Origin of the sequence: Chryseobacterium sp. LAM-KRS1, assembly GCF_013184525.1 — a bacterium.
Classification (GTDB): domain Bacteria; phylum Bacteroidota; class Bacteroidia; order Flavobacteriales; family Weeksellaceae; genus Chryseobacterium; species Chryseobacterium proteolyticum.
On record NZ_JAAOIZ010000001.1, the window covers coordinates 707,577 to 731,872 of the forward strand.

Annotated in this window: 19 protein-coding genes and 1 pseudogene; 12 read left to right on the plus strand and 8 right to left on the minus strand. The window is 37.5% G+C overall.

The window, feature by feature from the left end:
• Positions 1-89: 89 nt before the first annotated feature.
• Together G9C87_RS03195 and G9C87_RS03200 are read right to left on the minus strand one after the other, a co-directional pair.
• The gene (locus G9C87_RS03195) at positions 90-899 is read right to left on the minus strand and encodes a DUF4249 domain-containing protein (protein ID WP_172278033.1); all 810 of its coding nucleotides are present in this window, start codon (positions 897-899) and stop codon (positions 90-92) included.
• A 3-nt stretch (positions 900-902) separates the two neighbouring features.
• Positions 903-3,236 (minus strand): TonB-dependent receptor, encoded by a 2,334-nt coding sequence (locus tag G9C87_RS03200; RefSeq protein WP_172278036.1) that lies wholly within the window; start codon positions 3,234-3,236, stop codon positions 903-905.
• A gap of 433 nt (positions 3,237-3,669) precedes the next feature.
• Between G9C87_RS03200 and G9C87_RS03205 the strand changes: the two genes are divergently transcribed.
• The 7 genes and pseudogenes from G9C87_RS03205 (at position 3,670) to putP (ending at position 10,870) form a co-directional block, all read left to right on the plus strand.
• On the plus strand, positions 3,670-4,044 hold the full coding sequence (locus G9C87_RS03205) for a VOC family protein (RefSeq protein ID WP_172278038.1): 375 nt from the start codon (positions 3,670-3,672) through the stop codon (positions 4,042-4,044).
• Between the two features lie 140 nt (positions 4,045-4,184).
• Positions 4,185-4,802 carry a hypothetical protein gene (locus G9C87_RS03210; protein WP_172278040.1) on the plus strand — a complete coding sequence of 206 codons (618 nt, stop codon included), beginning with the start codon at positions 4,185-4,187 and terminating at the stop codon, positions 4,800-4,802.
• A 162-nt stretch (positions 4,803-4,964) separates the two neighbouring features.
• Positions 4,965-5,063 (plus strand): annotated as a pseudogene (locus G9C87_RS03215) (transposase); the annotation flags it as partial.
• Positions 5,064-5,603: 540 nt separating this feature from the next.
• A complete protein-coding gene (locus G9C87_RS03220) occupies positions 5,604-5,948 on the plus strand; it encodes a YciI family protein (RefSeq protein WP_172278042.1) in 345 nt (114 codons plus the stop codon).
• Between the two features lie 175 nt (positions 5,949-6,123).
• A complete protein-coding gene (locus G9C87_RS03225; protein ID WP_172278044.1) occupies positions 6,124-6,597 on the plus strand; it encodes a PaaI family thioesterase in 474 nt (157 codons plus the stop codon).
• A 118-nt stretch (positions 6,598-6,715) separates the two neighbouring features.
• On the plus strand, positions 6,716-9,280 hold the full coding sequence (locus G9C87_RS03230; RefSeq protein ID WP_172278046.1) for a M1 family metallopeptidase: 2,565 nt from the start codon (positions 6,716-6,718) through the stop codon (positions 9,278-9,280).
• 93 nt (positions 9,281-9,373) lie between these two features.
• Positions 9,374-10,870, plus strand: coding sequence for a sodium/proline symporter PutP (putP, locus tag G9C87_RS03235; protein WP_172278048.1), 1,497 nt, complete (start codon positions 9,374-9,376; stop codon positions 10,868-10,870).
• Positions 10,871-10,989: 119 nt separating this feature from the next.
• Here the strand turns inward: putP and G9C87_RS03240 are convergent, their stop codons facing one another.
• From G9C87_RS03240 to G9C87_RS03255, 4 genes are all read right to left on the minus strand, one after another.
• A complete protein-coding gene (locus G9C87_RS03240; RefSeq protein WP_172278050.1) occupies positions 10,990-11,337 on the minus strand; it encodes a 4Fe-4S dicluster domain-containing protein in 348 nt (115 codons plus the stop codon).
• Positions 11,338-11,403: 66 nt separating this feature from the next.
• Positions 11,404-11,967 (minus strand): NADPH-dependent FMN reductase, encoded by a 564-nt coding sequence (locus G9C87_RS03245; RefSeq protein ID WP_172278052.1) that lies wholly within the window; start codon positions 11,965-11,967, stop codon positions 11,404-11,406.
• Positions 11,968-11,972: 5 nt separating this feature from the next.
• Positions 11,973-12,473, minus strand: coding sequence for a DUF2480 family protein (locus G9C87_RS03250; protein WP_172278054.1), 501 nt, complete (start codon positions 12,471-12,473; stop codon positions 11,973-11,975).
• Positions 12,474-12,504: 31 nt separating this feature from the next.
• Positions 12,505-13,131: a superoxide dismutase gene (locus tag G9C87_RS03255; RefSeq protein ID WP_172278056.1), complete on the minus strand. Its 627-nt coding sequence runs from the start codon at positions 13,129-13,131 to the stop codon at positions 12,505-12,507.
• Between the two features lie 191 nt (positions 13,132-13,322).
• On the opposite strand from G9C87_RS03255, the gene G9C87_RS03260 reads away from it, so the two are divergent.
• On the plus strand, positions 13,323-13,943 hold the full coding sequence (locus G9C87_RS03260; protein ID WP_172278058.1) for a helix-turn-helix transcriptional regulator: 621 nt from the start codon (positions 13,323-13,325) through the stop codon (positions 13,941-13,943).
• A 52-nt stretch (positions 13,944-13,995) separates the two neighbouring features.
• On the opposite strand, the gene G9C87_RS03265 is transcribed toward G9C87_RS03260, so the two are convergent.
• The gene (locus G9C87_RS03265) at positions 13,996-14,502 is read right to left on the minus strand and encodes a DinB family protein (RefSeq protein WP_172278060.1); all 507 of its coding nucleotides are present in this window, start codon (positions 14,500-14,502) and stop codon (positions 13,996-13,998) included.
• Positions 14,503-15,040: 538 nt separating this feature from the next.
• On the opposite strand from G9C87_RS03265, the gene G9C87_RS03270 reads away from it, so the two are divergent.
• Together G9C87_RS03270 and G9C87_RS03275 are read left to right on the plus strand one after the other, a co-directional pair.
• Complete coding sequence (locus tag G9C87_RS03270; RefSeq protein WP_172278063.1) at positions 15,041-17,176, plus strand: S8 family peptidase; 2,136 nt, start codon at positions 15,041-15,043, stop codon at positions 17,174-17,176.
• Between the two features lie 131 nt (positions 17,177-17,307).
• Positions 17,308-18,774, plus strand: coding sequence for a serine hydrolase (locus G9C87_RS03275; protein ID WP_172278065.1), 1,467 nt, complete (start codon positions 17,308-17,310; stop codon positions 18,772-18,774).
• A gap of 132 nt (positions 18,775-18,906) precedes the next feature.
• Here G9C87_RS03275 and G9C87_RS03280 read toward each other — a convergent pair whose 3' ends face one another.
• Complete coding sequence (locus tag G9C87_RS03280; protein WP_172278067.1) at positions 18,907-19,533, minus strand: RNA polymerase sigma factor; 627 nt, start codon at positions 19,531-19,533, stop codon at positions 18,907-18,909.
• A 270-nt stretch (positions 19,534-19,803) separates the two neighbouring features.
• Between G9C87_RS03280 and G9C87_RS03285 the strand changes: the two genes are divergently transcribed.
• Positions 19,804-20,751: a FecR family protein gene (locus tag G9C87_RS03285; RefSeq protein WP_317168524.1), complete on the plus strand. Its 948-nt coding sequence runs from the start codon at positions 19,804-19,806 to the stop codon at positions 20,749-20,751.
• 72 nt (positions 20,752-20,823) lie between these two features.
• Positions 20,824-24,126, plus strand: a complete 3,303-nt coding sequence (locus G9C87_RS03290; RefSeq protein WP_172278070.1) for a TonB-dependent receptor — start codon at positions 20,824-20,826, stop codon at positions 24,124-24,126.
• The last annotated feature ends 170 nt before the right edge of the window (positions 24,127-24,296 follow it).

Here is a 24,296-nt window from a genome sequence, read left to right on the forward strand (position 1 = left end):
CAGAAAAATAAAAACCTATTTAACACTGATTATATTGAAGGCTATCCCGGATTTTCGGAATAGCCTTTTTTTAATTCAATCGTTATAAATTATTGAACTACAGCATTTCTTTTACTCAAAGTGTGAGCAGAAAAATAACCTAAAGCACCATTGCTGATGTTACTCGGCGGATTGGATGGAGTTACTCCACCACCGGGGCCACTTCCATCAGTGATTTGAAGCAATGCGCTGTAGTACGTGAATACATTATTATCAATAGATTGCATTTCGACATGGATGGTGTCACCAACTACAACCTTGTGGCTGTTTCCGTCTTCGTCATCATTGGGAAGAAACAAAGGGCGCTGATTCAGTAATCCGTTATTGATATTATCTGAAAATACTTCAAGCGTCTTTTTAGGCTTGCTGTTGATAGTAAAGCTAAAAAGATAACGGTTTCCCAAAGCTACAGGATCCGTGAAAAGAGGCAAAAGGGTATAAGTGGTCTCTCCTCCGAATACAAAGGAATCCTGAGTAAGACCATCGAAACTTACAGCTGCAGGCATAGTGCTTTGAGCAGTATATTGTTGTCCCTCAGCCTGTATTTTTAAAGTATAGGTCCTTCCTGATACTCCGCTGAAGTTGGTCGTCTGATATTTTCCGTCTCCGATATATTGCAGGGTTTCGGTTTGTCCCGTGTTATCGCTTACAATCACCTGTGCATTGGTAACAGCAGGATACAAATTATTTTCGGTAACCACTACTGATTTTGTTATTCTTACAATATAAGGACCAGGTTGATCTGTAATGTTTCCTTCAATGACGATCTTTCCGCTCTGATCAGCCAGATCAAGGTCTATTTCTTTTTGACAAGAGGTCAATAAAAACAAGGATAATATGATAAAAAATATATTCTTCATGATTTAAAATTTGAAATTGTAAGTAATATTAGGTACCCAACGGAATAATGAAGTTTGCATAGCACGTGTAGTTCCCGGATTATTTGGATTGTCTTCAAAAGTAATAGTATAGGCGTTTTCTCGACCATATATATTATAAATACCAAATGACCAAGATCCGTGGAAGCGTTTAGTGGAATTAGGCTCATAAGTAGCACTTAGGTCCATCCTGTGGTAAGCAGGCATTCTATCCGCATTCCTGCTGCTGTACTGGAAAACGGTTTGTCCGTTCAGCTCATATTTTCCGGTAGGAAAAGTTACTGCATTTCCGGTGCTGTAAACAAATAATCCGGAAAAGGACCATTTGGGGTTTAGCTGATAGGTGGCCACAATGGATAAGTCGTGGGTTTTATCCATTCTTGCATTGTACCATTCGTTATCATTGATCCCATTGATTTTTCTCTCTGTTTTAGACAATGTATATGAGATCCAGCCTGTTAATTTCCCGCTTTTCTTTTTTGCAATCAATTCCAGACCATAAGCCCTTCCTTTTCCGAATAATAACTCACTTTCTACATCTGCTGCAGTATCAAAGGTAATTTGCGCACCGTTTTTAAAGTCGATCTGATTTTTCATTGATTTGTAATACACCTCAGCATTAATCTCGTAATTGTTGTTATTGAAATTTCTGCTGTAGCCTACACTTACCTGATCTGCAATTTCGGGCTTTACCGTATAGCTGCTTCCGATCCACCGATCTGTAGGGTTTCCGCTGCTGCTATTGCTCAAAAGATGCAAATTCTGGGTGTTTCTGGAGTATCCTCCTTTTACACTGCTCACTTCATTGATCCTGTAATTGGCTGTAATACGCGGTTCCGGATTTACATATGTTTTCCCGAATTTTCCTTTTTCAAGATATCTGCTGTCCGTAAGAACACCGTTATCATAACTATTAAATGTATCTCCACCTAAAACACTGAATGTAGAGAGCCGCACACCATAATTAATGGTCAGCTTTTCGGTTGCTTTGAAATCATCGTTGATATAAATGGCATTCTCCCACGAATACCGTGGATTTCTTGGAAAGCTGCTGACACTTGTTCCTGAGGCACTGCTCGGTGTCAGGGTATGGTAAATGGACTGTAGGCCAAAACGAACCGAATGTTTGTTTCCGGCAAACCATGTGAAATCCTGTTTAAGGTTCCAATCCTGGATCTCTGAGTTCAGTCCGAATTTATTATCATTACTTTCCAGGCTTACTTTATAATTATAGTCGCTGTAGATGAGGGAAGTGTTGGAGAATAATTTACTGCTGATGATGCTGTTCCATCGCAAAGTAGCGGTTGTATTTCCCCAATCTGTCGCAAAGGTCTTCCCGATTCCCAAAACGTCTCTTCCAAAATATCCGGATAAATACAGTCGGTTATTATCATTGATCTGATAATTAGCCTTTAAGTTCAGATCATAGAAATACAGCTTACTGTCCTTAAAATCTTCACTTCCTTTTAGAAATAAATCCGCATACGTTCTTCTTCCGGAAACTATAAACGATGATTTTTCTTTTTGAATAGGACCTTCCACACTTAATCTGCTGCTGATCAAACCGATTCCTCCATTGATATTATAATCTTTATTATTTCCATCCTTCATTTTCACGTCCATGACAGAAGAAAGGCGACCACCGTATTGTGCGGGGCTGTTTCCTTTGATGATACTGGCATCCTTTAAGGCATCACTGTTAAATGTGCTGAAAAAGCCCAACAGGTGAGAAGCATTATAAACAGGAGCTTCATCCAGTAAAATTAAGTTTTGATCGGTAGCTCCACCTCTAACACTGAATCCACTGCTTCCCTCACCATTACTTTTGATCCCCGGCAACAACTGAATGGTTTTCATAACATCCTTTTCACCGAATAAAACCGGAAGCTTCTCGATATTTTTAATACTTAAAGTCTCGGTACCCATTTGGGCAGTAGAAAGGTTTTTATCTTTTTTTACTCCGGAGATGATCACTTCATCAATCTTTGCTGTTCTCTCTTCTTCCTCCTGGTTCAGCGGAAGGTCCAGCTTGATATTCTTATCGACCGTGATGCTCTGTTCAAAATCCCTGTATCCCGGATATGAAATGACCATGGTGTAATTTCCTTCCGGTAGCGATAAAGAGTAGAAGCCATATTCATTGGCAACCACATTTATCGAAGGATCTTCAGCTACTTTTACGGTAACCCCAATCAACAATTCTCCGTTTTTTTTATCCTTGATCGTTCCGCTAACCGTGTATTTTTGTTGGGCTAAAACGACCGTACTGAAACAGAGTGCAGCTGAGGCAGCCGCAATTTTAAAAAAAGATGTTTGCATTCGGTTTATTATTTAAGTAGTAGATTTTTTAAATATAGTAGTAGGGTTTAATGGTTGATTGTTACAAGGGTGGAAAAGGAAGTTTAATTTAACTCAGGAAGAGGTTTTGAGGAATAGGTAAGTCACAGTTTTATAGTTTTTAGTGAATATTTTTAACTTAGAAATACGTCCTTTGAAAATATGCATCGCGAAAATAGGTATTTTGATTTGTAAAATACATTTATCACTGTTAATTTTCAAACAATTGTGAGTTTTGCATCATGGTCTTAGGTTTACGGATCGGCCAGTTACCGGATTTGATTCATCTTGTTATAGGATTAATAGTTTATTATTCATGAAAATAACTGAGAAATGATAAAAATATTGGATAGCAGATTAAAAAAATTAATAATTTTAAAAACTTTTCAAATTATTAAACACTAAAACAATAAACATGAAAAAAGTAACAGGCATCGGAGGTATCTTTTTTAAATGTAAAGACCCTAAACAAATGCAGGAATGGTATAAAACCCATCTGGGCCTTGACACCAATGACTATGGGGCAACATTTGAATGGCGGGAAGCAGATGACACTGCAAAAGAAGGTGCTACTCAATGGAGTCCGTTTTCTGAAACGACAAAGTATTTTGAGCCTTCTTCGAAAGAATTTATGATCAACTACAGGGTTGCAGATCTTGAAGCTCTGGTGGAAGAACTGAAAAAAGAAGGGGTAACTATTGTTGATGATATCGCAACCTATGATTATGGGAAATTTATCCATATCATGGATGTGGAAGGAAATAAAATTGAGTTATGGGAACCTTTGTAGTTTTAAGGTGAAGGATTAGTCTGAGATTGTATAAAAAAACAAGCGAAGCCAACTCAAAGAGTCTGAATTACAGATATATCTCAAATAGAATTGTATTTATTCTTTTATTTTCTTAAGTTATAACCGCTCAACAAACTAAAATGGAGAATTATTTAAATTTACCTCTAAGTAATAAATATTATCAGTATTTTTATTCTATAAATGATGGAGAAATTATTGAAAGAAATAATGTAACAGGAGAAGTAATTGCAAAATTAACAAATTATAATTCATTCAGAGATTACTACCAAAACTTAAACAAACGTATAGTATTGCCGGGTACATTAGATGAGTTATTTAGTTCTACAAAGTTTTTGCTTGCAAAAAATTATATTAAGGATAAATCAAGAATAATAAATATAAATGAAAATATTAATTATTATTTAAAAATAATTGATTCCGATATAGAAACGAAAAGACTAAAAGATATAATTTATATTTTTCAATTATTTAATGGCTTAAATGACGAAATTTCATATCAAGGATCTGATAAATTTGAAATTCCCATAATCATTTTAGTAGGCGAATATTTTAAAGCATTAAATGTTAATGCTAAATGGATTTTCAAGGAAGAGATAAATATACTCGGAGAAAAATTTTTTTATCCAGAATTATTAGATAGCAACGAAGAATATAACTTATATGATGAAGTAAGAAAAGTACTCTACAATGAGAAAGATGATAAAATTTTTAATTTTAGATATTTATTGTCTCGATGATGATTAGGTAAATAAATATCCCCTCGCTGGCGCGAGCATCTTGCTCGTGCTCAGAATGAAACCAACTACAAAAAGCTTATAACTTTAAGCAGATAATAAAAAAGCAAAGCTAACTTTTATAGTTGGCTTTGTTTTTTTACCCAATTCTCTTAATTTTAGAATATGAGTAGAAAATATAAATTTCATGAAAAAGAAGGAGCTTATTTTATAAGTTTTGCTACGGTATTCTGGATTGATGTTTTTACGAGAATAGAATATTTTGATATTTGAACAGAAGCTTAATTATATCCATCAAAATCCCGTTGAACACAATAATGTATTATGAGAAAGTCTGGTTTTAGTGTATTTATTATTAATATTGTTGTTTTATCATTACTAGCTTACTTTGTAGGTCTTACAGACAGTGCTTTCCAAAAAAAATATTCTTCTTTAAATGGAATATCTTATATAATAAGCTCAATAAAATATTTTATTTTTTGGGTATTACCCTACTGGTGGATTATAATAATAGTAGGATCTTTAATATTGACTCTTTTATATTGGTTATTAAAAAAAATATTTTAAGTTTCCCCACTGCTGCACGAATCTTTCGTGTAGTAAGAAGCCAATATTACTATCAGTACGAAAAATCATTGTTGACTGCGGGATAGCTCTCAAGTTCGTGTCCAGACATTTTTGTTTATAATAATATGTTTTTTTATTACTTTTAAAATATCAGCAGAAAGTATAAGTTTCATGAAAAAGATGAGCTAATTTTAAAAGTTATGCTATGATTCACTCATTCCATTTAAATATAAAACAATGAAAAAATTTATCGTATTATTTAGAGAGCCTGATGGAAGGACCATACAACATTCTGATGATGATATTAAAGCTCATCAGGAAAATTGGAAGAATTGGTTTTCGACTTGGGGACAAAAGGGAAAACTGGAAGGTGGGAGCGGCTTAACATTAGAAGGGAGAATGATAAAAGATAATGGAAATACAGTCACCAATGAAATCTATAAGAATCATCATGAAATCGTTGGAGGGTATTTGTTGTTGAAGTGTACTGATTTTGACGAAGCGGTAGAAATAATGAAAACCTGCCCAATTTATGAATTTGATGGCTATGCTGAAATAAGGGAACTGCAAAATCACGATTAAAACGCCTTTGAGGTATGAGTAGTATGGATTGATCATCATCGACTTTGTTATGTCCATATTATTTCATTGTTGTAATCTTATACCTTTTTTCTATAGAAAGTATGGAAAAAACCAAATACGGTATGCACAAGTCTTATAGACATTATCTGTATTTTTAGTTTCCAAAATAATAAGCATGCAAAAAATTCCAATTCTGGACTATCTTAAAAAAGTAGTAAATGGTGAAGATGTGAAAGAATACGAAACGTATCAGATCTATCCGACCGCCATATCCAAAACTTTAGGTTTTCAGATTAAAGAAATATCAATGGGGGAAGCAAAAGTAGCTATCGATGCTGATACCGAGTTTCATGGAAACCAGCAGGGAACTGTACATGGTGGACTGCTTTGTGAGTTAGCCGATGCTGCGATTGGGACTGCTCATTCTACTTTAATGAATGAAGGAGAAAGCTTTACGAGTATAGAATTGAAAATTAATTTCTTCAGGCCTACCTGGAAGGACAGGCTGGTTGCTTACGCAAGACCCATACAATCCGGCAAAACGATCACGGTTTATCATTGTGAGATCACCAACACGGAAGGTAAAATGGTCGCAGCTGTTACCAGTACGGTAATGACATTGAGAGGAGATAAAGCGAAAGGAAGATAGAAACTCTATTACAATTTTCCTGCAGTCGGTATAGAAATACGGGAATAGCTTGGGTAAAATTATAGTTCCGTTATCTTTTAGCTGCATTTAATTTCCGATCAATTCTTATATTTGATCTATGAAAAAAGGATTATTGACGTTATTTATTGTTGCATTTGCTAGTTATTTTCAGGCACAAATGAAATCGCCGCCAAGAGTAGAACAAGGAGTCTCTTACGAATTGGCACAGTTCAGAAAAAATACATTAAGCGGCATCAGATATGAGCTTAGTTTAAACATTCCGGAAAGCAAATCCGAAAGGATAAAGGCAACTGAAATTCTGCAATTTACCTATAAAAAACAGGATGAAGTTCCGTTACAAATAGACTTTAAGGAAGAAGCCGAATCTTTAATTTCTGTATCTGTAAACGGTAAGGCCGTAAAACCGGTTCTGGAAAATGAACATATAATAATTGAATCCAGATTTCTTCAACCTGGAGCGAACGAGATTCATTTTACGTTTCTCGCAGGTGATGCAGCGTTGAACAGACGTGATGGTTATCTGTATACTCTTTTTGTTCCAGACCGGGCGAGGACTATGTTTCCCTGTTTTGATCAGCCCAATCTGAAAGCCAATTACACGTTGTCCCTTACGATTCCTGAAAAATGGAATGCTTTAGCCAATGGAAAACTGAAAGAAACAAGTATCCGGAAAGGAACAAAAACATTGAATTTTGTAGCTTCAGACCTGCTTCCAACCTATTTATTTTCTTTTGCTGCCGGAGATTTTAAAGATTTTACAGCAAAAATCGGAAAGGAAGATTCTAAAATCCTATACCGTGAAACGGATTCTGTGAAAATTAAGAACAGTATGGACTCTGTATTCACACTCTACCGAAATTCCCTGGCTTACTATGAGAAATGGACTGACATTCCACATCCATTCCAAAAACATGGAATGGTTGCGGTACCCGATTTTCAGTTTGGAGGTATGGAACATCCCGGGGCTATACTATTTCAAAACTCAACCTTGTTTTTAGATAAAAATGCCACCCAAAATCAGTTAAACAGCCGTTCCAATCTTATTGCCCATGAAGTAGCCCATTTATGGTTTGGAGATATGGTGACAATGGATTGGTTCAATGATGTCTGGATGAAAGAGGTATTTGCCAATTTTATGGCAGACAAAAGTACCGGAGCTGCATCAGATAAAAGTGTGTATGATCTCAAGTTTTTAACGACACATTTTCCGGCTGCTTATTCAGTAGACAGGACTCTGGGAGCGAATCCGATCCGTCAGACTCTGGATAATCTGAAAAATGCAGGAATGATGTACGGTCCTATTATTTATAACAAAGCACCCATTATGATGAGACAGCTGGAGCTGTTAACAGGAGAGGAGAATTTCAGGAAAGGAATTGATGAATACCTTAAGAAATATGCATACAGCAATGCAACCTGGCCGGATCTTATCAGGATTCTGGACCAATATACAGATGAGGATTTACAAAGCTGGAATAAAGTTTGGGTGAATGATCCCGGAAGACCGGTTTTTGATAATGAAGTACAATATAAAGGGAATATGATTGATCAATTTACGATCTTACAACATCCCGAGCATGGAAAAGAGCATAAATCCTGGCCACAGGAATTCCAGATTGCTTTATTTTATCCGGACAGGGTTGAAAAAACAGAAGTTAAAATTTCAGGAAGACAGCAGGAAATTACAGCATTAAAAGGAAAAATGAAACCTCTTTTCATTCTTCAGAACTCTTCCGGTATTGGATACGGCATATTCGGTATAGACAAAGGGATGCTGTCCAACTTTTCTCTGGTTAAAGATCCTGTCAACAGAGCGAGCGCCTATATTTCATTATATGAAAATATGCTGGGAGGAACGGGTATTAGTCCACAGGATTTGTTGTATTTTTTTACAGCACAACTTCAAAATGAAACTTCTGAGCTGAATCTACGTCTTATCATGGGATATATTTCGGGTATTTACTGGGAATTTTTACCGGAATCTCAGCGGATAAAAGAATCGGAAAATTTAGAAAATACCTTATGGAAAGCGTTACAGGTGCAAACCACAAAAAATAATAAAAAAATTCTTTTTGACGGATACCAGGGAATCTTTCAATCTAAAAAAGCGTATGATAATTTGTATACCATCTGGAAATCACAAACTGCACCGGAAGGTGTGTCTTTGAATGATGAAGATTATACAGGACTTGCGCTTTCCTTATCATTAAGGAATAACAACAATAATGATCTCCTGCAGGAACAGTTAGCTCGTATTAAAAATCCGGACCGGATCAACCGTTTTAAGATCATCATGAAAGCGGCATCTTCAGATCAGAAAACCCGTGATGATTTTTTCAAAAGCTTATCCGAAAAGCAGAACAGAACCAATGAATCTGCCGTGGGGGCTGCCGTAGGATATTTACATCACCCATTGAGACAGCAGACTTCTATCAGCTATCTTCCAAAAACTTTAGAATTGTTACAGGAAATACAAAAAACCGGAGACATATTTTTTCCTGATAACTGGCTTCGTTCTGCATTCGGAAATTATCAGGATCCAAAGGCACTTGAAATTGTCAATCAGTTCCTTTTGAACAATCCGGATTATAATAAAATCCTGAAGAATAAGATTTTGCAGGCCTCTGATAATCTGAGAAGGGCCCAAAAACTTGTAAAATAAACACTTTTCCTGCTTGTTCAGGAGGATTTGTATGAACAGGTATACATCTGTTTTTCAGAAAATGGTTATATTCGGTGTCGTAAAAAAAATGATATGCAAGTATATGAAGCTATTTCTGTCGGATTATACCTGTTGCTGATGATTGGCATAGGTATTTATTCTTACAGGAAATCAACCAGTAATTCAGAGGAATTTTTAATAGGAGGAAGAAAAATGGGAGCAGCTGTTACCGCGCTATCCGCCGGGGCTGCCGATATGAGTGGCTGGTTGCTGATGGGAGTTCCCGGGGCCATGTATTTTACCGGGATCTCCAGTGCATGGATCGCGATAGGGCTCACGATAGGAGCTTATCTCAATTATATTATTGTCGCACCCAGACTCCGGGTATATACAGAGGTTGCCCAGAATTCCATTACACTTCCGGTATTTTTTGAAAACAGATTTAAAAACAAAAATCACCTTCTCAAAATAACTTCGTCTATTTTTATTCTTGTGTTTTTTACCCTCTATACTTCTGCAGGAATGGTTTCTGGGGGAAAATTATTCGAGTCTGCATTCAGGATGGACTATACTGCCGGTTTATTATTAACGAGCTTGGTTGTGGTATTATATACATTTTTAGGAGGATTTCTTGCGGTGAGTTTAACGGACTTTGTGCAGGGAACAATTATGGTACTGGCGCTTGTCATTGTACCGATTGTCGCTATTTCTGAGATAGGAAGTGTTCAGGAAACTTTTTCATTGATCGAAGCAAAAGACCCAAAGTACCTGGACCTGTTTAAGGGAACGACCACGGTGAGTATTGTTTCCCTTCTTGCGTGGGGATTAGGATACTGTGGGCAGCCACATATCCTGGTTCGTTTTATGGCAATCGATAAGCCGAAAGATCTGATCAAAGCAAGACGGATCGGAATCACATGGATGATCTTTACTGTTGCTGGCGCTTTAGCAATAGGGTTGGTAGGAATTGCTTATCTGCAAAAGTTTGATGTAAATACCATGATGAAATTTGATGCTTCAAAAACTGAGGCAGAAACTATTTTTATTTATTTCTCAAGGATACTATTCCATCCGTTTATTGCCGGATTTTTGCTTACAGCGATTCTCGCAGCAGTAATGAGTACGATTTCGTCTCAGTTGCTGGTTACTTCGAGCTCATTAACAGAAGACATTTACAAAGCTTTTCTGAATAAAAAAGCAACCTCAAAACAATTACTGATCGCCAGCAGGCTTTCCGTTCTGTTAGTTGCTGTTGTTGCTATGTTATTATCATTGAATCCAAAGGATAGTATTCTTAATCTTGTGGGAAATGCATGGGCAGGTTTCGGGTCTGCATTCGGTCCTTTGATTTTACTATCTCTTTTATGGAAAAAGACAACGTGGCAGGGTGGTTTGGCAGGAATGCTGGCCGGAGGTATAACCATCCTATGCTGGGTGTATATTCAGCATCCACTGAAAGACTGGTATGAAATGATTCCCGGATTTACACTTTCATTCATCACCAATGTTATTATTTCATTGGCTACCTATAAACCTGATCCGGTTATTGAACGTGAATTTGATGAGGTAAGCCAGATCATTAAGGAATAAAATAGAGATGCATTAAGATGCTCATTATACTAAAAGCCAACTCTGTAGAGTTGGCTTTTTATTTTACATTCAAATCTTTATGTAGGAAATAGCTGTTAAAGATTATGGTTTTGTTAATCTCAGGTATGCAAAAACCGCTGACGGCTAAATAAAACTTCTTCGCTTTCCCGATGTTCAGGATCATCAACACAACAGTCTACCGGACAAACCGCTTTGCATTGAGGCTCTTCATGGAAACCCTTACATTCTGTACATTTTCCCGGGACAATATAATAAACATCATCAGAAATAGCCTGGTTATAGGCATTGGCATCTACTTCCGTACCGTCAGGAAAAATAGTTTTCCCGGAAAGCTTTGTTTTATCCTGCCAACGCCAGTCGATGGCACCTTCATAAATTGCAGAGTTCGGGCATTCCGGCTCACAGGCTCCACAGTTGATGCACGCATCCGTTATTGTTATAGCCATGATATCAATCGTTTAGATTCTTTAATAAAGGTACGGGATTTTATATTATCAATCCCGATGTTTTCTTTATACTTTGGAATAAATTATTTTTTCTATCCTGTTTGTGGTTGCGATGCTGATCAATCTGTCCAGCTTATCGGAATAAAGGGGAGAGATTTTATTTTCCGCATCAAACAGGGACGTTCTGATCATAGGAACACTGTAAGGCAGAGGCCATGCCCGTAACGATTTGGCAATAGAATCCATTGCGTTGATTCCCTGCATGGCCTGTAAACCATCTGCCCAGCATACAAGGCCTACTGTCTTATCTGTAAGGTAAGGCTGTTCATTGTCAGCGGTTACCTCAAGCCAGTCCAGGCAGTTTTTCATTACACCCGGAATACTTCCATGATAGAGAGGAGCGAGCCAGAAGTGAATATCTGCTCCCAGGAATAATTGGGTCATACGCTCTACAGCCAAAGGTGTTTTGGTAAGGGTAATATCATAAAGTGGAATACCGGAATCAGCCAGGGCAAATGTTTCATGAATGATGCCCAGCTCTTCAAGTTTGTCCGTAAAATATTTGGAAAGGATCCCTGAAGTGGATTTTGGTCTTCTCTCCAAAGCGCCGTTGAAGATAATTGCTTTCATTTTATTTAATTTTTTAATATGACTTTAGGAAGGCCTACTTCACCATACATCAGACTTTTGACAAATGGTTTCATAAGCTGGGTGATTAAAAGATAAAGAGCAGGAGAAGTTTCGGATCTTGCTTTAACAACAATTTTAAGATCCTTATACTGCTCCGGTTCTACATTTTGAAGTTCTTTTTTCCAAAGATCCAGAAGGATCTCTTCTGAACTGCATATATCTATATAAACAGAATACCCGGATAATTTATCCATCAGTAACATATATGCCCACGGTGGAATGATGGCCTCTGTAGAGCAGATAACAGCGACGGCTTTTCCAGTGTACACCGAGAAATCAATAGATGACAGGGACTCTTTAAATTCTTTTTCTTTGAGGATCATTCCCATGAAGAGATGATCCTTAAGATCAAACTCAACAATCTCTATAGTGGGTTTATAATCCCAAAGATCAAATGGAATGATTCCCGAAGCCTCAGCTTTATTAATAAAAATATTCTGTTTCATAAGTAGGCAATCTGTTCTGTTCTGAGGAATGTTATTTGATTTTTGAGAGAGTTTCTTCATATTTTTTCTCTACTGATGCCCAGTCAAGAACAGCCCAGAATGCATCCAGATAATCTGCTCTTTTATTTTGGTAGGCTAAATAATAAGCATGCTCCCAAACATCTATTCCCAATATTGGAAACCCTCTGTTGGCAGATTGAATATCCATCATAGGATTGTCCTGATTAGGGGTTGAGCTTAAGGCAATAGAACCATTGAATTTTACATAGAGCCAAACCCATCCCGACCCAAATTGTCCCAGACCTGCTTTTTTTATCTCAGTTTTAAGGGTATCAAGGTTTCCAAAAGTGGAGTCGATTACCTCTGCAAGTTTTCCCTCAGGAAGAAGTTTAGGTTCAGGAGAGAGGATTTCCCAAAATAAAGAATGGTTAAAATGTCCACCGCCGTTATTTCTTACAGCAGGGCTGTACTCACTGATCCTCTGTAGAAGAGAATCCAGATCAGTCTCTTTTTCTTCGGCCTGTTCTAAGGCAGCATTTAGATTATCAACGTATGCCTGATGATGTTTTTGATGATGAATAGTCATTGTTGCTTTATCAATAAAAGGCTCTAATGCATCGTAAGCATACGGCAGCTGGGGTAGGGTAAATGCGTTCATTACTTTGATTTTTTATTAATGTGTTTCAAAGGTAAACATTTATTTCAATTAAACAACTTTTATGTTGTTTAATTGGTGATCCTATTGAGTCCTCCCATATATTATAAATGACTGATTTGTCGTTATAAAGCCGATATAATAGAAAATGACTATCTTTGTTGTAAGAAATAAAACAACCTATATATTGCCAAATGAAAAAACCGGCAGCAGATCGTATTCTGATGTTTTTAAAGATGAGAGGGGAAGCTACTTCGCTTTTGATCTCTGAAGAACTCTCCATAACAAAGGAAGGGGCGAGAAAGCACTTGCTAAATCTTGTTAAAGAAGGACTTATTGAGTCTGTTATCAGGAGTGAAGGAGTGGGGCGTCCTTCCACTTATTATATCCTTACCCGAAGGGGGCTTTCACAATTCCCGGATACCCACGCTGACGTTACCGTACAGCTTCTGAAGTCTGTAAAAGACCTATTGGGAGATAATGCACTGGATTTATTGATCAATGACAGGGAAAAAACGACGTATCAGAGGTACGAGAAAGCGCTTACCAAAGCAAAATCGTTGGAAGACCGACTGGAAATTCTATCAAAAATAAGGAATGACGAAGGATATATGGCAGAATGGACAAAGGAAGGAGCTGATTATTTTTTAATAGAAAACCATTGTCCGATCTGTGCAGCTGCAAGTGAATGCCAGGGGTTTTGCCGGGCAGAATTATCCAATTTTCAGAACCTGATAGGTTTGGATTATAAAGTAGAAAGGGTAAAGCATATCCTGTCCGGAGCTCAGAGATGTGTGTATAAGATCAGTGTATAATAGCCTGATCGGAGGAGAGGATAAGGGCAATATGCAATTAAGAAAAATATCTTTATTCTATTTTCACACTCATTTCCTGTACTTCTTCTGCCGAAAAGCCATAAATCTGAGGTGTTTTTACATCCAACAGGTTCAGGTAAATATAAAGTTCGCCTCTGTGGTGGATTTCATGTTCCAGCATTGCCCGCAGCCATTTCCATATTGTAATTTCCTGATTCGCGGGAGTAAGACACTTCTTATACAGGTCTTCATCCGATAGCCGGCTTATAATATCGATAGTCTGCCGGTGCATTTCATTAAAATATTTCAGGATGTTGTCATAACCATCTGCCAGCTCTTTTCCGCAGCCCTGATAAGCACTCCTTCTTCCTGCAATGGTTTCTCCGTACATATAACGTTCAATGGCTGCAATATGCCTGATCTGGTCGCCTACGGTAAACTTTCCCGGTTTATATGAAAAATCAAGGTGTTCCGGCTGGATAACTTCCAGCAGCCGAAGGGTTCGGGACCGTACTTTTTCGTAATAATCAATAAATGACTGTGCTGATCTTATCTCCATCGTATTAATTTTATTTCTGTCAGTTTAAACTTAAAAGATGTCTTTATAGGTCCAAACATTTTGTGAATATATGAAAATCTGAATTTACTGTTTTTATGATCTTTTAAGGCTGATCAAAAACAGAAGTACTTAACATAATAAAAAAAGTCTACTATTTTAGTAGACTAATTGAAAGTATATTTTATATTTGCAGCCATATTCAGATAATAAATTTACAAAATTGATGTTATGTGTTTAATTTATTCAACTTATTCTTATGTAATGTATAAATCATTTATAAGCCGGAAGAAGGGAAATTTTTTATTGAATATTAATTGCAACTTTGTTGCTTTTTAAAAATTTTTTATTATTATTGCAATTAAATTGCATTAATAAAACGTGATCCTTTCAAAAAAAATAAATAATTCATGGATTATTAGAAAATAAAGGATAATAATTAAATGCAGGATGGATTTTGGTGAAGTGCTTTTCTGAGCTGTAAAAGATGCTCTTTTTGGATTGATTTTTAACTTAAAAAACATATTTAAATTTACCACTAATGAAAAAACAATTACTTGTAATCAGCACCCTGATGGTTAGTCTTGCGAGTGCTCAATCCAATGATATCTTACAAAAAGAATTCGAAAAGCAAAACAGAGAAAACAACGACAGGTTTGATTCATATGTAGCCAAACAATATGGTTCCGCTAAAGGAGCAGCCAATCAAAAGGAAATTGAAGAGCAAAGAAGCAATCTGGCAGGATTTCTACCTGATGGAAAGCCTTACTTCTACAAACAGCAGGATATAAGACAAGTTCAGAATGCCAATGCTGACGCTCTGAACACAGCGGGTAGTGTAGCGGGACTTACCAATGCATACAAAGGAGAGAATATTAAATTTACGGTCTTTGACGGAGGAAGGGTTTATGTTGCTCATCCCGCATTTGACAATGCAGTTGGTAGAATTACCAATAGAGAAGCTTCAACTCAGATCTACAGTGCACATTCAACAGGAGTTGCCGGATTTATAGGAAGCAGGGCATTAACCATTTCAGGAACTTTAAATGGTGCGGCAGTTACTGGAAATATCCAGGGAGTTGCGGTAAATTCAACCATAGATTCATATAGATTTGCTCAAACAGTACTACCGGGAAATACAGCGGCAAGTAATGTATTTCAAAAAATATTAATTGCACAGCCTAAAATATCCAATCATTCTTACGGGGTTAATCCAGGTTGGGATGTAGTAAAAGATGCTAACGGAAGCAATGTCTGGCTATGGAATGGTGCTTATGATAGTCCTGATACCTCTTTTGATACTCAGGGATCTTATTTATCCAATGATCAGAATTATGATCAGATCGTATACAGTAATCCTTCTTATATTATAGTAAAATCAGCAGGGAATTCTTTCGGATATGGCCCTACAATGCCAGGAACCACAACATTTCCAAAGTATTACAGAGACAGCAATGGTAATCTGGTTCAGTTTGCTTCTACAGATACTTTACCTGCAAATAATTGTGCACAAGGCTATGACTGTATAGGTCAGGGCTCATTAGCCAAAAATATTATTGTGGTAGGCGCTACAGATGTGATCTCTACGAATAACTTTAAATATTCTGTTCCTTCGGATGTGGTGCATTCTGATTACAGCAGTGCAGGACCAAGAGATGACGGTGGAATAAAACCGGATATCACAACCACGGGTACAAATGTGTTTTCAGCTTCTACAGCAGAAGATACTACGGGAAGTGTGAAATATGATTATGGAAGTGGAACATCTTATTCCGCCCCGGTGGTAACCGGAGTAATCGGTTTATGGTCCCAGATTTACAAAGATCTATTTTCTGATCAGCTTCTTAATGCTGCCAGTGCTAAAACTTTAATGGTTCATTCTGCTTCTGAAGCAGGTAATGTAGGTCCTGATCCATGGTTTGGCTGGGGATATATCAATGCAAAAAAAGGCGCTGAGCTATTGGTTGGAAAAGCAAACAATACTGTAGTTTTCAATAATGAAACTCTCAATAACGGTGTTGCCAACACAAAAGTGATAAAAGCATCAGGAACTGAACCTCTAAAAGTAACCATATCCTGGATTGATCCTGCTTACAATGTTCCTGCGAACCTAACCTGGGGACAAGTTTATAACAACAGAAGCTCGAGATTGGTGAATGATCTGGATCTGAGAATCATTGATACGACGAATAATACGGTTTATACTCCATGGAAACTTGATGCTGCTAGTCCTATGACCCCGGCAACCAAAGGAGATAACACGGTGGATAACGTGGAACAGGTAGTCATTGATGCTCCGGTTGCAGGTAGAAATTACAGGATAGAAATCACAAATAAAGGGAATCTGGTGAACAGTGCCGGAGCAGGGGCCCCTCAGGATTATTCGATTATTGTTACAGGCTACAGTGAACAAGTTCTCGCAACAAGTGAGAGAGGAATTGCAAAAACCGAAAGTTTAATCATTGCTCCTACCATTACCAAAGATGTGGTTAAAGTACTGAAAGCACCTAAAAACTCAACCTTCAATGTGTATGATCTTTCAGGTAAAAAGATACAAAGCGGAACGATAAACACCAACGAAGCGAGTGTAGATTTGTCTTCGAATGCCAATGGTATTTACATTATTGAGGTAAAAACAGATAAAGAAACGATCTCTAAAAAAATTATTAAAGAATAAGCCGTAATTCTTTCTACTATTTTTTGTAATTAAAGGCACCGGTTATGATTTGACTTTTATAAAATCATATTCCGGTGCCTTTTTTTGTAATATATTGCAGGTTTATATTGTCTTATCACAAATGCCTCGAAATGAAAAGTTACTTTTTACTCATTCTTTGTATATTTTCTTCCTATGGATATGGCCAGGAAACAGCTTCAGCCATTGAAGCCATTATTAAAAGAGAAATGGCAGAACGCAAAATTCCCGGCCTACAAATCGCTGTAGTTAAGGAGGGTAAGGTGATAGTGAAAAGATCTTTCGGAGTTGCCAATGTACCGGATCAGGTTCCGGTTACAGATACGACTGTTTTTGCTATTAACTCCTGTACGAAAGTATTTACCGCTACCGCTATTATGCAGCTGGCTGAGCAAGGCAAAGTTGATTTGTCTGCACCCGTGTCCCGGTATCTGGATGATCTTCCGGAACAATGGCAGAAAGTGACCATAGAACAAATGATGACTCATATTTCAGGTTTTCCTGAGATACTCAAGTTATTTGATCCGGCTACCGGTGATACATCGAAAACTGAAAAAGAAATCTGGGACGAACTTAAGGGATTGCCTATGGAATTCAAGACAGGTGAGCAGTTTAGCTACAATCAAACGAACTATTATCTACTGGGAAAGATTATAAACAAACTGAGTGGGAAGTCTTTTGATCAGTTTTTTAAAGAGGAACAGTTTCAAAAAGTCGGAATGCCGCATACATTATTTGGAGATTCCAAGGATGTTATTCCTCACTTTGCACCCACTTACCGTTACAGGAATATGACCGAAGGAGAAAATGGGAATCGGCAAAAGCTAGTCAACGACTATTTTATATTTCCTCCCTATAGCAGAACCGGAGCTGGGCTGAACAGTACGGCTGAGGATCTGGCCATGTGGATCATTGCGCTGCAGAGTGGAAAGCTTTTGAAGACAGAAGAATCTCTGCAGAGAATGTGGAAACCTATAAAAATGAACAATGGAAGTCAGACTATGTGGTCTCCCGGTTGGGGATTGACGAAATTCAGGACAAAACACAAGGCTATCGGAATGTCAGGAGGAGGAAGATCTGCATTTTTGGTATATCCGGATGATCATCTTGCCATTATTGTGCTCACAAATTTAGCAGGAAGTTATCCTGAAGAATTTCTGGAAGAGCTTGCCGGAGTATATTATCCGGAAATTATTAAATCTGATCCGCTTACTTATCTTAGACTTCATCTAAAAAAGATTGGTTTTGATAAGGCAATAGAACTGGTTAATTCGGAAAAGAAAAAGAATCCGGATTTCAAGCCTCAGGAAGCTGAACTTAATAATTGGGGGTATCGGATGATGTCTGAAAATGATATTAAAAATGCTTCCGAAATTTTTAAACTGAATGTTTATTTGTTTCCCAATAGCTGGAATGCGTACGATAGTTACGGAGAAGCATTATTAAAGTTAGGAAATAAAAGTCAGGCTGCCATAATGTACCGGAAATCAATAGACCTGAATCCTGATAATGAATATGGAAAAAAAATCCTCAATGAGATCCTTACAGCAAATGGGTCCACAAATTCATCGGTTAAATAATGAGAATCGTAAAATGAAAAAATGATTTCAGGTATTGATCTTGGATTTTTTTCAACAGGAAATAACAAGTAAGTATAACAAAATCCGGCCCTGTGAAACAGGACCGGATTTTTATATCAGATTTAAATGATTTTAAGAATACAGATTGGGCATCATTTCCATAAGAATCAGAAGGGAAACAAGTTTTTTGGAAGATTCATAATTGGGATTAAGCTTTTCCCGGATTTCATTCAGGGTTTTACTTAAATTATTACTCACCGTTTTATTGCTTAAATTAAGGGCTTCAGCAGTTTCTACCACAGACATGTTCTGGCGGATTCTAAGGTCATATACTTTTTGTTCAGTGGGAGTAAGTTGGGAAATCACTTCATCGATCATAGCAAACAGTTCCGTAATATCATTTTCCTCCAGTATTTCCGCATATTCCGCGTCTGTGATTTCGGCTAAGAAATCTTCGCTTTCATCTACATATACTTCCTGGATCTTCCTGATGCTTGCATAATAGTCCAAAATACGGTAATGGATGAAACGAAATAAATAACCTTTGGCACTTTCCTCCTCATCTGTCTGTACAAACTCCGGATTTTCCAGAATCCTGATCCACAGGTTCTGCAACAGCTCTTCAGTAGCATCCCTGTCCTTTGTCCGTGTGAAGATCATTGTATAGAAACTATCCCAATATCTTTCATACAATATCGCAAAAGCAGGCCGGTCGCCCGATTTTATTTTTTTTAATAAAGTATAGTCTGTAGGTTTCATAATGTCTGTTACAAATTTACCTAAACTAATATTAATGTTTTGTGAATTATATAACCTATAAGATTAAATATTTCTGAAAATATTTTCATTTTTCCACCTATAATGTATCGAATTGTTCATAAAGCAAGTGTTTTTGTTGAAAAAACAAACGCGATATTAAGGAAATGTTAAATAGGGTTTGGGAAGTTTGTCTTTTTGCCCAGTATTATAAGTGAGGGTATTGATTAGAATTAATACAAAAATATAAAACTAATACAACAACATTATACAGTGAAGAAATTGAAATACAGCAAGGCACAGACATTTGTTTTTAAGTTATGGAGCAGGGAAGTGTCTGGTGATGAGATCTCAGAGAAAGAATCGGTGATCCTTGAACTATGGAAAAATGAAGCTATTAAAGATTTGGATAAAAAACATATTCAGGAGTCTAAGCTAAAAGTATTGGCCGGTCTTGAGTCTTATTTTAAACAATCTCATAAGGCGAATATATTTTCTCTTAAGAAAAATATGTACAGGGCTGCCGCTGTATTGCTTCTGCTGTTTAGTCTTACAGGTTTCCTGGGGTATATGTTTTTTATAAAGCCGGATGTATATGTTGCGATCAATGACAATCAAACGATAAAACTTCAGGACGGATCTTTAGTAATGCTTTTACCGGGTGCAAAGCTTACTGTCGAAAAATCTTTTCCCGCTGATACCAGAGTGGTGGATTTGCAGGGTGATGCTGTATTTAAAGTAGCTAAATCTAAAAAACATCCATTCATAGTTCGTGCGGATGGCTTCAGCACAAGGGTAATGGGAACGGTATTTAAGGTAATGCAGCGGGGAGAACGCAAGACCGTGGAACTTTATGAAGGTAAAGTGGCTGTTTCTTCACCCGGAACTGCAGTTTCTTACCTGACTCCAAACCAAAGGTGGACAAATTTTGGAATGGCCCATACTGCTGCTGTGATAAATGAAAAAATAAATAAGCAATCGGGAAAAAAGACTTCAGTACTAATGACACTGACTTTCAATGATGTTTCGTTTAGGAGCATCATGGAAATACTATATAAAAATTATGGAATAAGTATCAGATATCCGGAAGAAATAGCAGAAAAAAAAATTACTGCTGACCTTACCGGCAGCAACTGGGATGAAAATGTAGAAGCATTGGCATTTATCACAGGGCTTGAGGTACAAAAAGAAAACAATACCACTTACATATTAAAAAAATAGCAACCGGATTAATTTAGATAGAGTTTACGAAGAATTATGAGTCAGTCAATAATGAAAAGTGGTGTTAAAAACATGAGAAATTTGAAATGCAGTCTTACGGTAGCGGTGATCTTTTTTGCCACGACAGTAGACGCGCAGGAGTTAACGATGAAAGTGTCCTTTTCTGCCCCGACCGGAAAGCCTTTGATCAATACATTGGAAGAATTTGCAGATAAAACAAGAATGCGTCTGGTCTATTCAAAAGCGGACATAAATGATCTTAAAGTGAGAGAGGTAAAATGTGATAACCTTCCTGTGAATGATTGCCTGAAAAATATTACAGACAATCTTCCTGTTGCAGTACGGCAGAGGGGAGAACTGATCTCAGTAAAATATCAGGGCCAGAATACTTCCATATCCTCTGTCCGGGGAAACGGAAGGCTTACAGGAAAAATTGTAGATGAGGTAGGAAATCCCATTGTAAAAGCAGAAGTAAGTGTAGCAGGTAAAACGGCAGCAACGGATAACAACGGGGACTTTAGTATCAGCATTCCTGCCGGAGTTTATACCCTTAGTGTAAAGGCTTCGGGATTCAGCTCATTAAGGGTGGAGAAACTGCAAATCAGTAATGACGATATCAGTACTGTTTCTTTTGCCATGAAGCATATTTCTTCCGATAAAGAAATGAATATTAAGGAAGTGGTGCTTAAAGGAACACGTAAAGCGGATACCCAGGCAGGACTTCTGGCTCAGCAAAAGAAAGCCGCACAGATGAGTGACGGGATTTCTGCTGAACAGATTTCAAAAACACCCGACAATGATGTAGGAGGAACATTAAAAAGAGTAACCGGGGTAACCACGATTGATAATAAATATGTAGTGGTCCGCTCCATGGGGGAGCGTTGGAATACCGCTGCTATGGATGGAATCAATTTGCCTAGTACAGAAGCTTATAACCAGAATTTTTCATTTGATATCATCCCCACGGCCATGGTGGAAAGCGTGGTGATCAGCAAGACGGCCACTCCGGATATGAATGCAAGTTTTGCTGGAGGATATGTGGAGGTGAGAACGAAAGATATTCCGAACGAAAATTTTACCACGGTAAATCTGGGAACTTCATATAATGACGTTTCTACGTTCAAAGAGTTTTTATCAAAGAAAAGAGGAAAATATGATTATTGGGGATATGATGATGGAACCAGGGATTTCCCTAAAGGTTTAGAAGCCATGGATTGGAATAATCCGTTGTTTTTTGAACAATCCAAAAGGTTTACCAATGATAATTTTACCAATTATGCTACCAAAGCAGATCTGAATTCCAATATGCAGATTGCTTTGGGAAGAAATTACAGACTGAAAAATAATAATAAATGGGGATTTGCTGCTGCGATTACCACCAGAAATGAACAGAATAAACTGGATATTGAAAATACAGCCAGAGGTGGCTGGCTGGATAATGTAGGAGGAGTCAATAATAACTGGGAACAATTGGGAATAGCACCGGTCAATACCTTTAATTTCAGGAATCAAGGTGCCTCGTACAGCTATAACTCCACTATCGGTGCCATGTTGAATCTGGGATTACAGCTTGGGAAAAACAGGATTTCATTCCGCAACTCCTATACTCATATTTATGATCAGACTCTGACAAGGATTACGGGATGGAATGAATATACAGGCGGAAACGGGGATGCCTCGGATGCTTATAACTATTTTTACCATGGGATCGTTCCTCCTAACACAGACCTTAAATTTTTAGATAAGCCTATAACAGAAACTACGGATTATCCGGTTTATCAGACTTTATTACAGAACAAGCTGGAAGGGAACCATAAAATAGGAAATAAAGAAATCAGCTGGTTTGCAGCAAGAACTGGTGTCACTTCCGATACAAAAGATTATACACAGTATCAGACCAATTATAATTTTATCGGCAACGAAATTTTGAGTTATAACCAGATCTATAATTCCGGGAATAATTTCGCCAGGGGATATATTGCAAATAAGGAAACGGATTATAATTATGGAGCTGCCTTTAAATGGAGTATGGATGCCGGAAATTTTAAAAATGATATTAAGGTGGGGTATGCAGGGGCCTCAAAAAGCAATACCAACCAGCAACAGAAGTTTTTCCTGAGGGTAGATGAAAACCGCGATGTTCCGAATAGTGAAAAGAATATGCTGATCATGTATGGAGCACTTTCAGGATGGTTTGACGGATCTCATTATGTACCCGGAGGAATCGGGTGGCAAACCAAAGCATTGTATAAAAATGATAAATATGAAGGGAAAGTTTCCCAGCACGCACCTTTCATCATGTTTGATAATCGTTGGAAAAATAAGCTGAGGCTGGTATGGGGAGTACGGGCAGAATATTTTAAGTATGATCTTATTTCTCAGCAACAGGATCCGAATGATCCTAAAAGCGTTACCAAAGAACCGATTGAAGAAAAGCCATGGCAGTGGATGCCATCAGCCAATTTTACGTACAGTCCTTCCAACAGTATCAATGTAAGGCTGGCTTATAACAGGTCTGTCATTCGTCCTCAGTTTAATGAAAGAACAGGGTTACCTTATTTTGATCCTGTGGCGAACGGACTTATTTACAATACGGAAATGACATCAGCAGTCATTAATAATTACGATTTTAAGTTTGAATGGTTTCCGGGTCTTGGAGAAATTATATCTGCAGGTCTGTATTATAAAAATATCGACAGACCGATAGAGCGTGAAGGTTATATTTCCAGTGAGGGGAACCTCTTCCTTTATAACGGAAACTCTAAAAATGCAAAGCTGAAAGGATTTGAAGTAGAGGTAAGAAAGAGCCTTGGCTTTATCAGACCCGAAAGCTTCCTGAAAGATCTTTTTATCAGCGGAAATTTCACGTATAACGATACTAAGGTTATAGCTTTTAAAGACCGGTATAAAACTCAGGATACCGATGACACTTATGAAGTAGATCGTCCCCTTTACGGGCAGACACCGTATGCCTATAATCTGGGGCTGCTGTACAATGGAGATCGTTTAGGACTTAGTTTCCTGTACAATGCTAAAGGAGATCAGTACGTTACAGTGGGCTATGCATACATTGGAGAAGAGATCCAGCGTCCTTATGCTGTAGCGGATGCACAGATTTCCTATAAGCTGTTGAAAGATAAGAATCTGGAAATCAAATTGAATGTCAGAAACCTGTTCAACAGAGTAAGGGAGTATTATAATAATTTCAATTCTTACTCAGTATCTAAAGGAAACGGAAGTTCTTTTGATACCCAGCGAGAATCTTTAGGGCTTTTACCGGGAGCAACGGATAAATATGATAAAGGAATTGATAAAATATTATTCCGGGCTTACAATGGTAGACAGTTCGGTTTATCAGTAAGTTATAGTTTTTAAATATAAAAGAACCTTTAACAAAAGTATATATGAGATCTTATAAGCCATGTCACAGGTTCCCATAGCCTGAAATCTGAATCGATAGATCTGTTGATGCGCACATCAGTGAACTTTCAGTCAAAAAATGGAAATACCGGATTTCCCCGTACGGTAGGATTTTAAGGGGAAGC

What these genes read in the sequence shown, in the direction of transcription:
- G9C87_RS03195 (WP_172278033.1), bottom strand. Translation starts at nt 899, where the DNA reads ATGAAGAATATATTTTTTATCATATTATCCTTGTTTTTATTGACCTCT.
- G9C87_RS03200 (WP_172278036.1), bottom strand. Translation starts at nt 3,236, where the DNA reads ATGCAAACATCTTTTTTTAAAATTGCGGCTGCCTCAGCTGCACTCTGT.
- G9C87_RS03205 (WP_172278038.1), top strand. Translation starts at nt 3,670, where the DNA reads ATGAAAAAAGTAACAGGCATCGGAGGTATCTTTTTTAAATGTAAAGAC.
- G9C87_RS03210 (WP_172278040.1), top strand. Translation starts at nt 4,185, where the DNA reads ATGGAGAATTATTTAAATTTACCTCTAAGTAATAAATATTATCAGTAT.
- G9C87_RS03220 (WP_172278042.1), top strand. Translation starts at nt 5,604, where the DNA reads ATGAAAAAATTTATCGTATTATTTAGAGAGCCTGATGGAAGGACCATA.
- G9C87_RS03225 (WP_172278044.1), top strand. Translation starts at nt 6,124, where the DNA reads ATGCAAAAAATTCCAATTCTGGACTATCTTAAAAAAGTAGTAAATGGT.
- G9C87_RS03230 (WP_172278046.1), top strand. Translation starts at nt 6,716, where the DNA reads ATGAAAAAAGGATTATTGACGTTATTTATTGTTGCATTTGCTAGTTAT.
- putP (WP_172278048.1), top strand. Translation starts at nt 9,374, where the DNA reads ATGCAAGTATATGAAGCTATTTCTGTCGGATTATACCTGTTGCTGATG.
- G9C87_RS03240 (WP_172278050.1), bottom strand. Translation starts at nt 11,337, where the DNA reads ATGGCTATAACAATAACGGATGCGTGCATCAACTGTGGAGCCTGTGAG.
- G9C87_RS03245 (WP_172278052.1), bottom strand. Translation starts at nt 11,967, where the DNA reads ATGAAAGCAATTATCTTCAACGGCGCTTTGGAGAGAAGACCAAAATCC.
- G9C87_RS03250 (WP_172278054.1), bottom strand. Translation starts at nt 12,473, where the DNA reads ATGAAACAGAATATTTTTATTAATAAAGCTGAGGCTTCGGGAATCATT.
- G9C87_RS03255 (WP_172278056.1), bottom strand. Translation starts at nt 13,131, where the DNA reads ATGAACGCATTTACCCTACCCCAGCTGCCGTATGCTTACGATGCATTA.
- G9C87_RS03260 (WP_172278058.1), top strand. Translation starts at nt 13,323, where the DNA reads ATGAAAAAACCGGCAGCAGATCGTATTCTGATGTTTTTAAAGATGAGA.
- G9C87_RS03265 (WP_172278060.1), bottom strand. Translation starts at nt 14,502, where the DNA reads ATGGAGATAAGATCAGCACAGTCATTTATTGATTATTACGAAAAAGTA.
- G9C87_RS03270 (WP_172278063.1), top strand. Translation starts at nt 15,041, where the DNA reads ATGAAAAAACAATTACTTGTAATCAGCACCCTGATGGTTAGTCTTGCG.
- G9C87_RS03275 (WP_172278065.1), top strand. Translation starts at nt 17,308, where the DNA reads ATGAAAAGTTACTTTTTACTCATTCTTTGTATATTTTCTTCCTATGGA.
- G9C87_RS03280 (WP_172278067.1), bottom strand. Translation starts at nt 19,533, where the DNA reads ATGAAACCTACAGACTATACTTTATTAAAAAAAATAAAATCGGGCGAC.
- G9C87_RS03290 (WP_172278070.1), top strand. Translation starts at nt 20,824, where the DNA reads ATGAGAAATTTGAAATGCAGTCTTACGGTAGCGGTGATCTTTTTTGCC.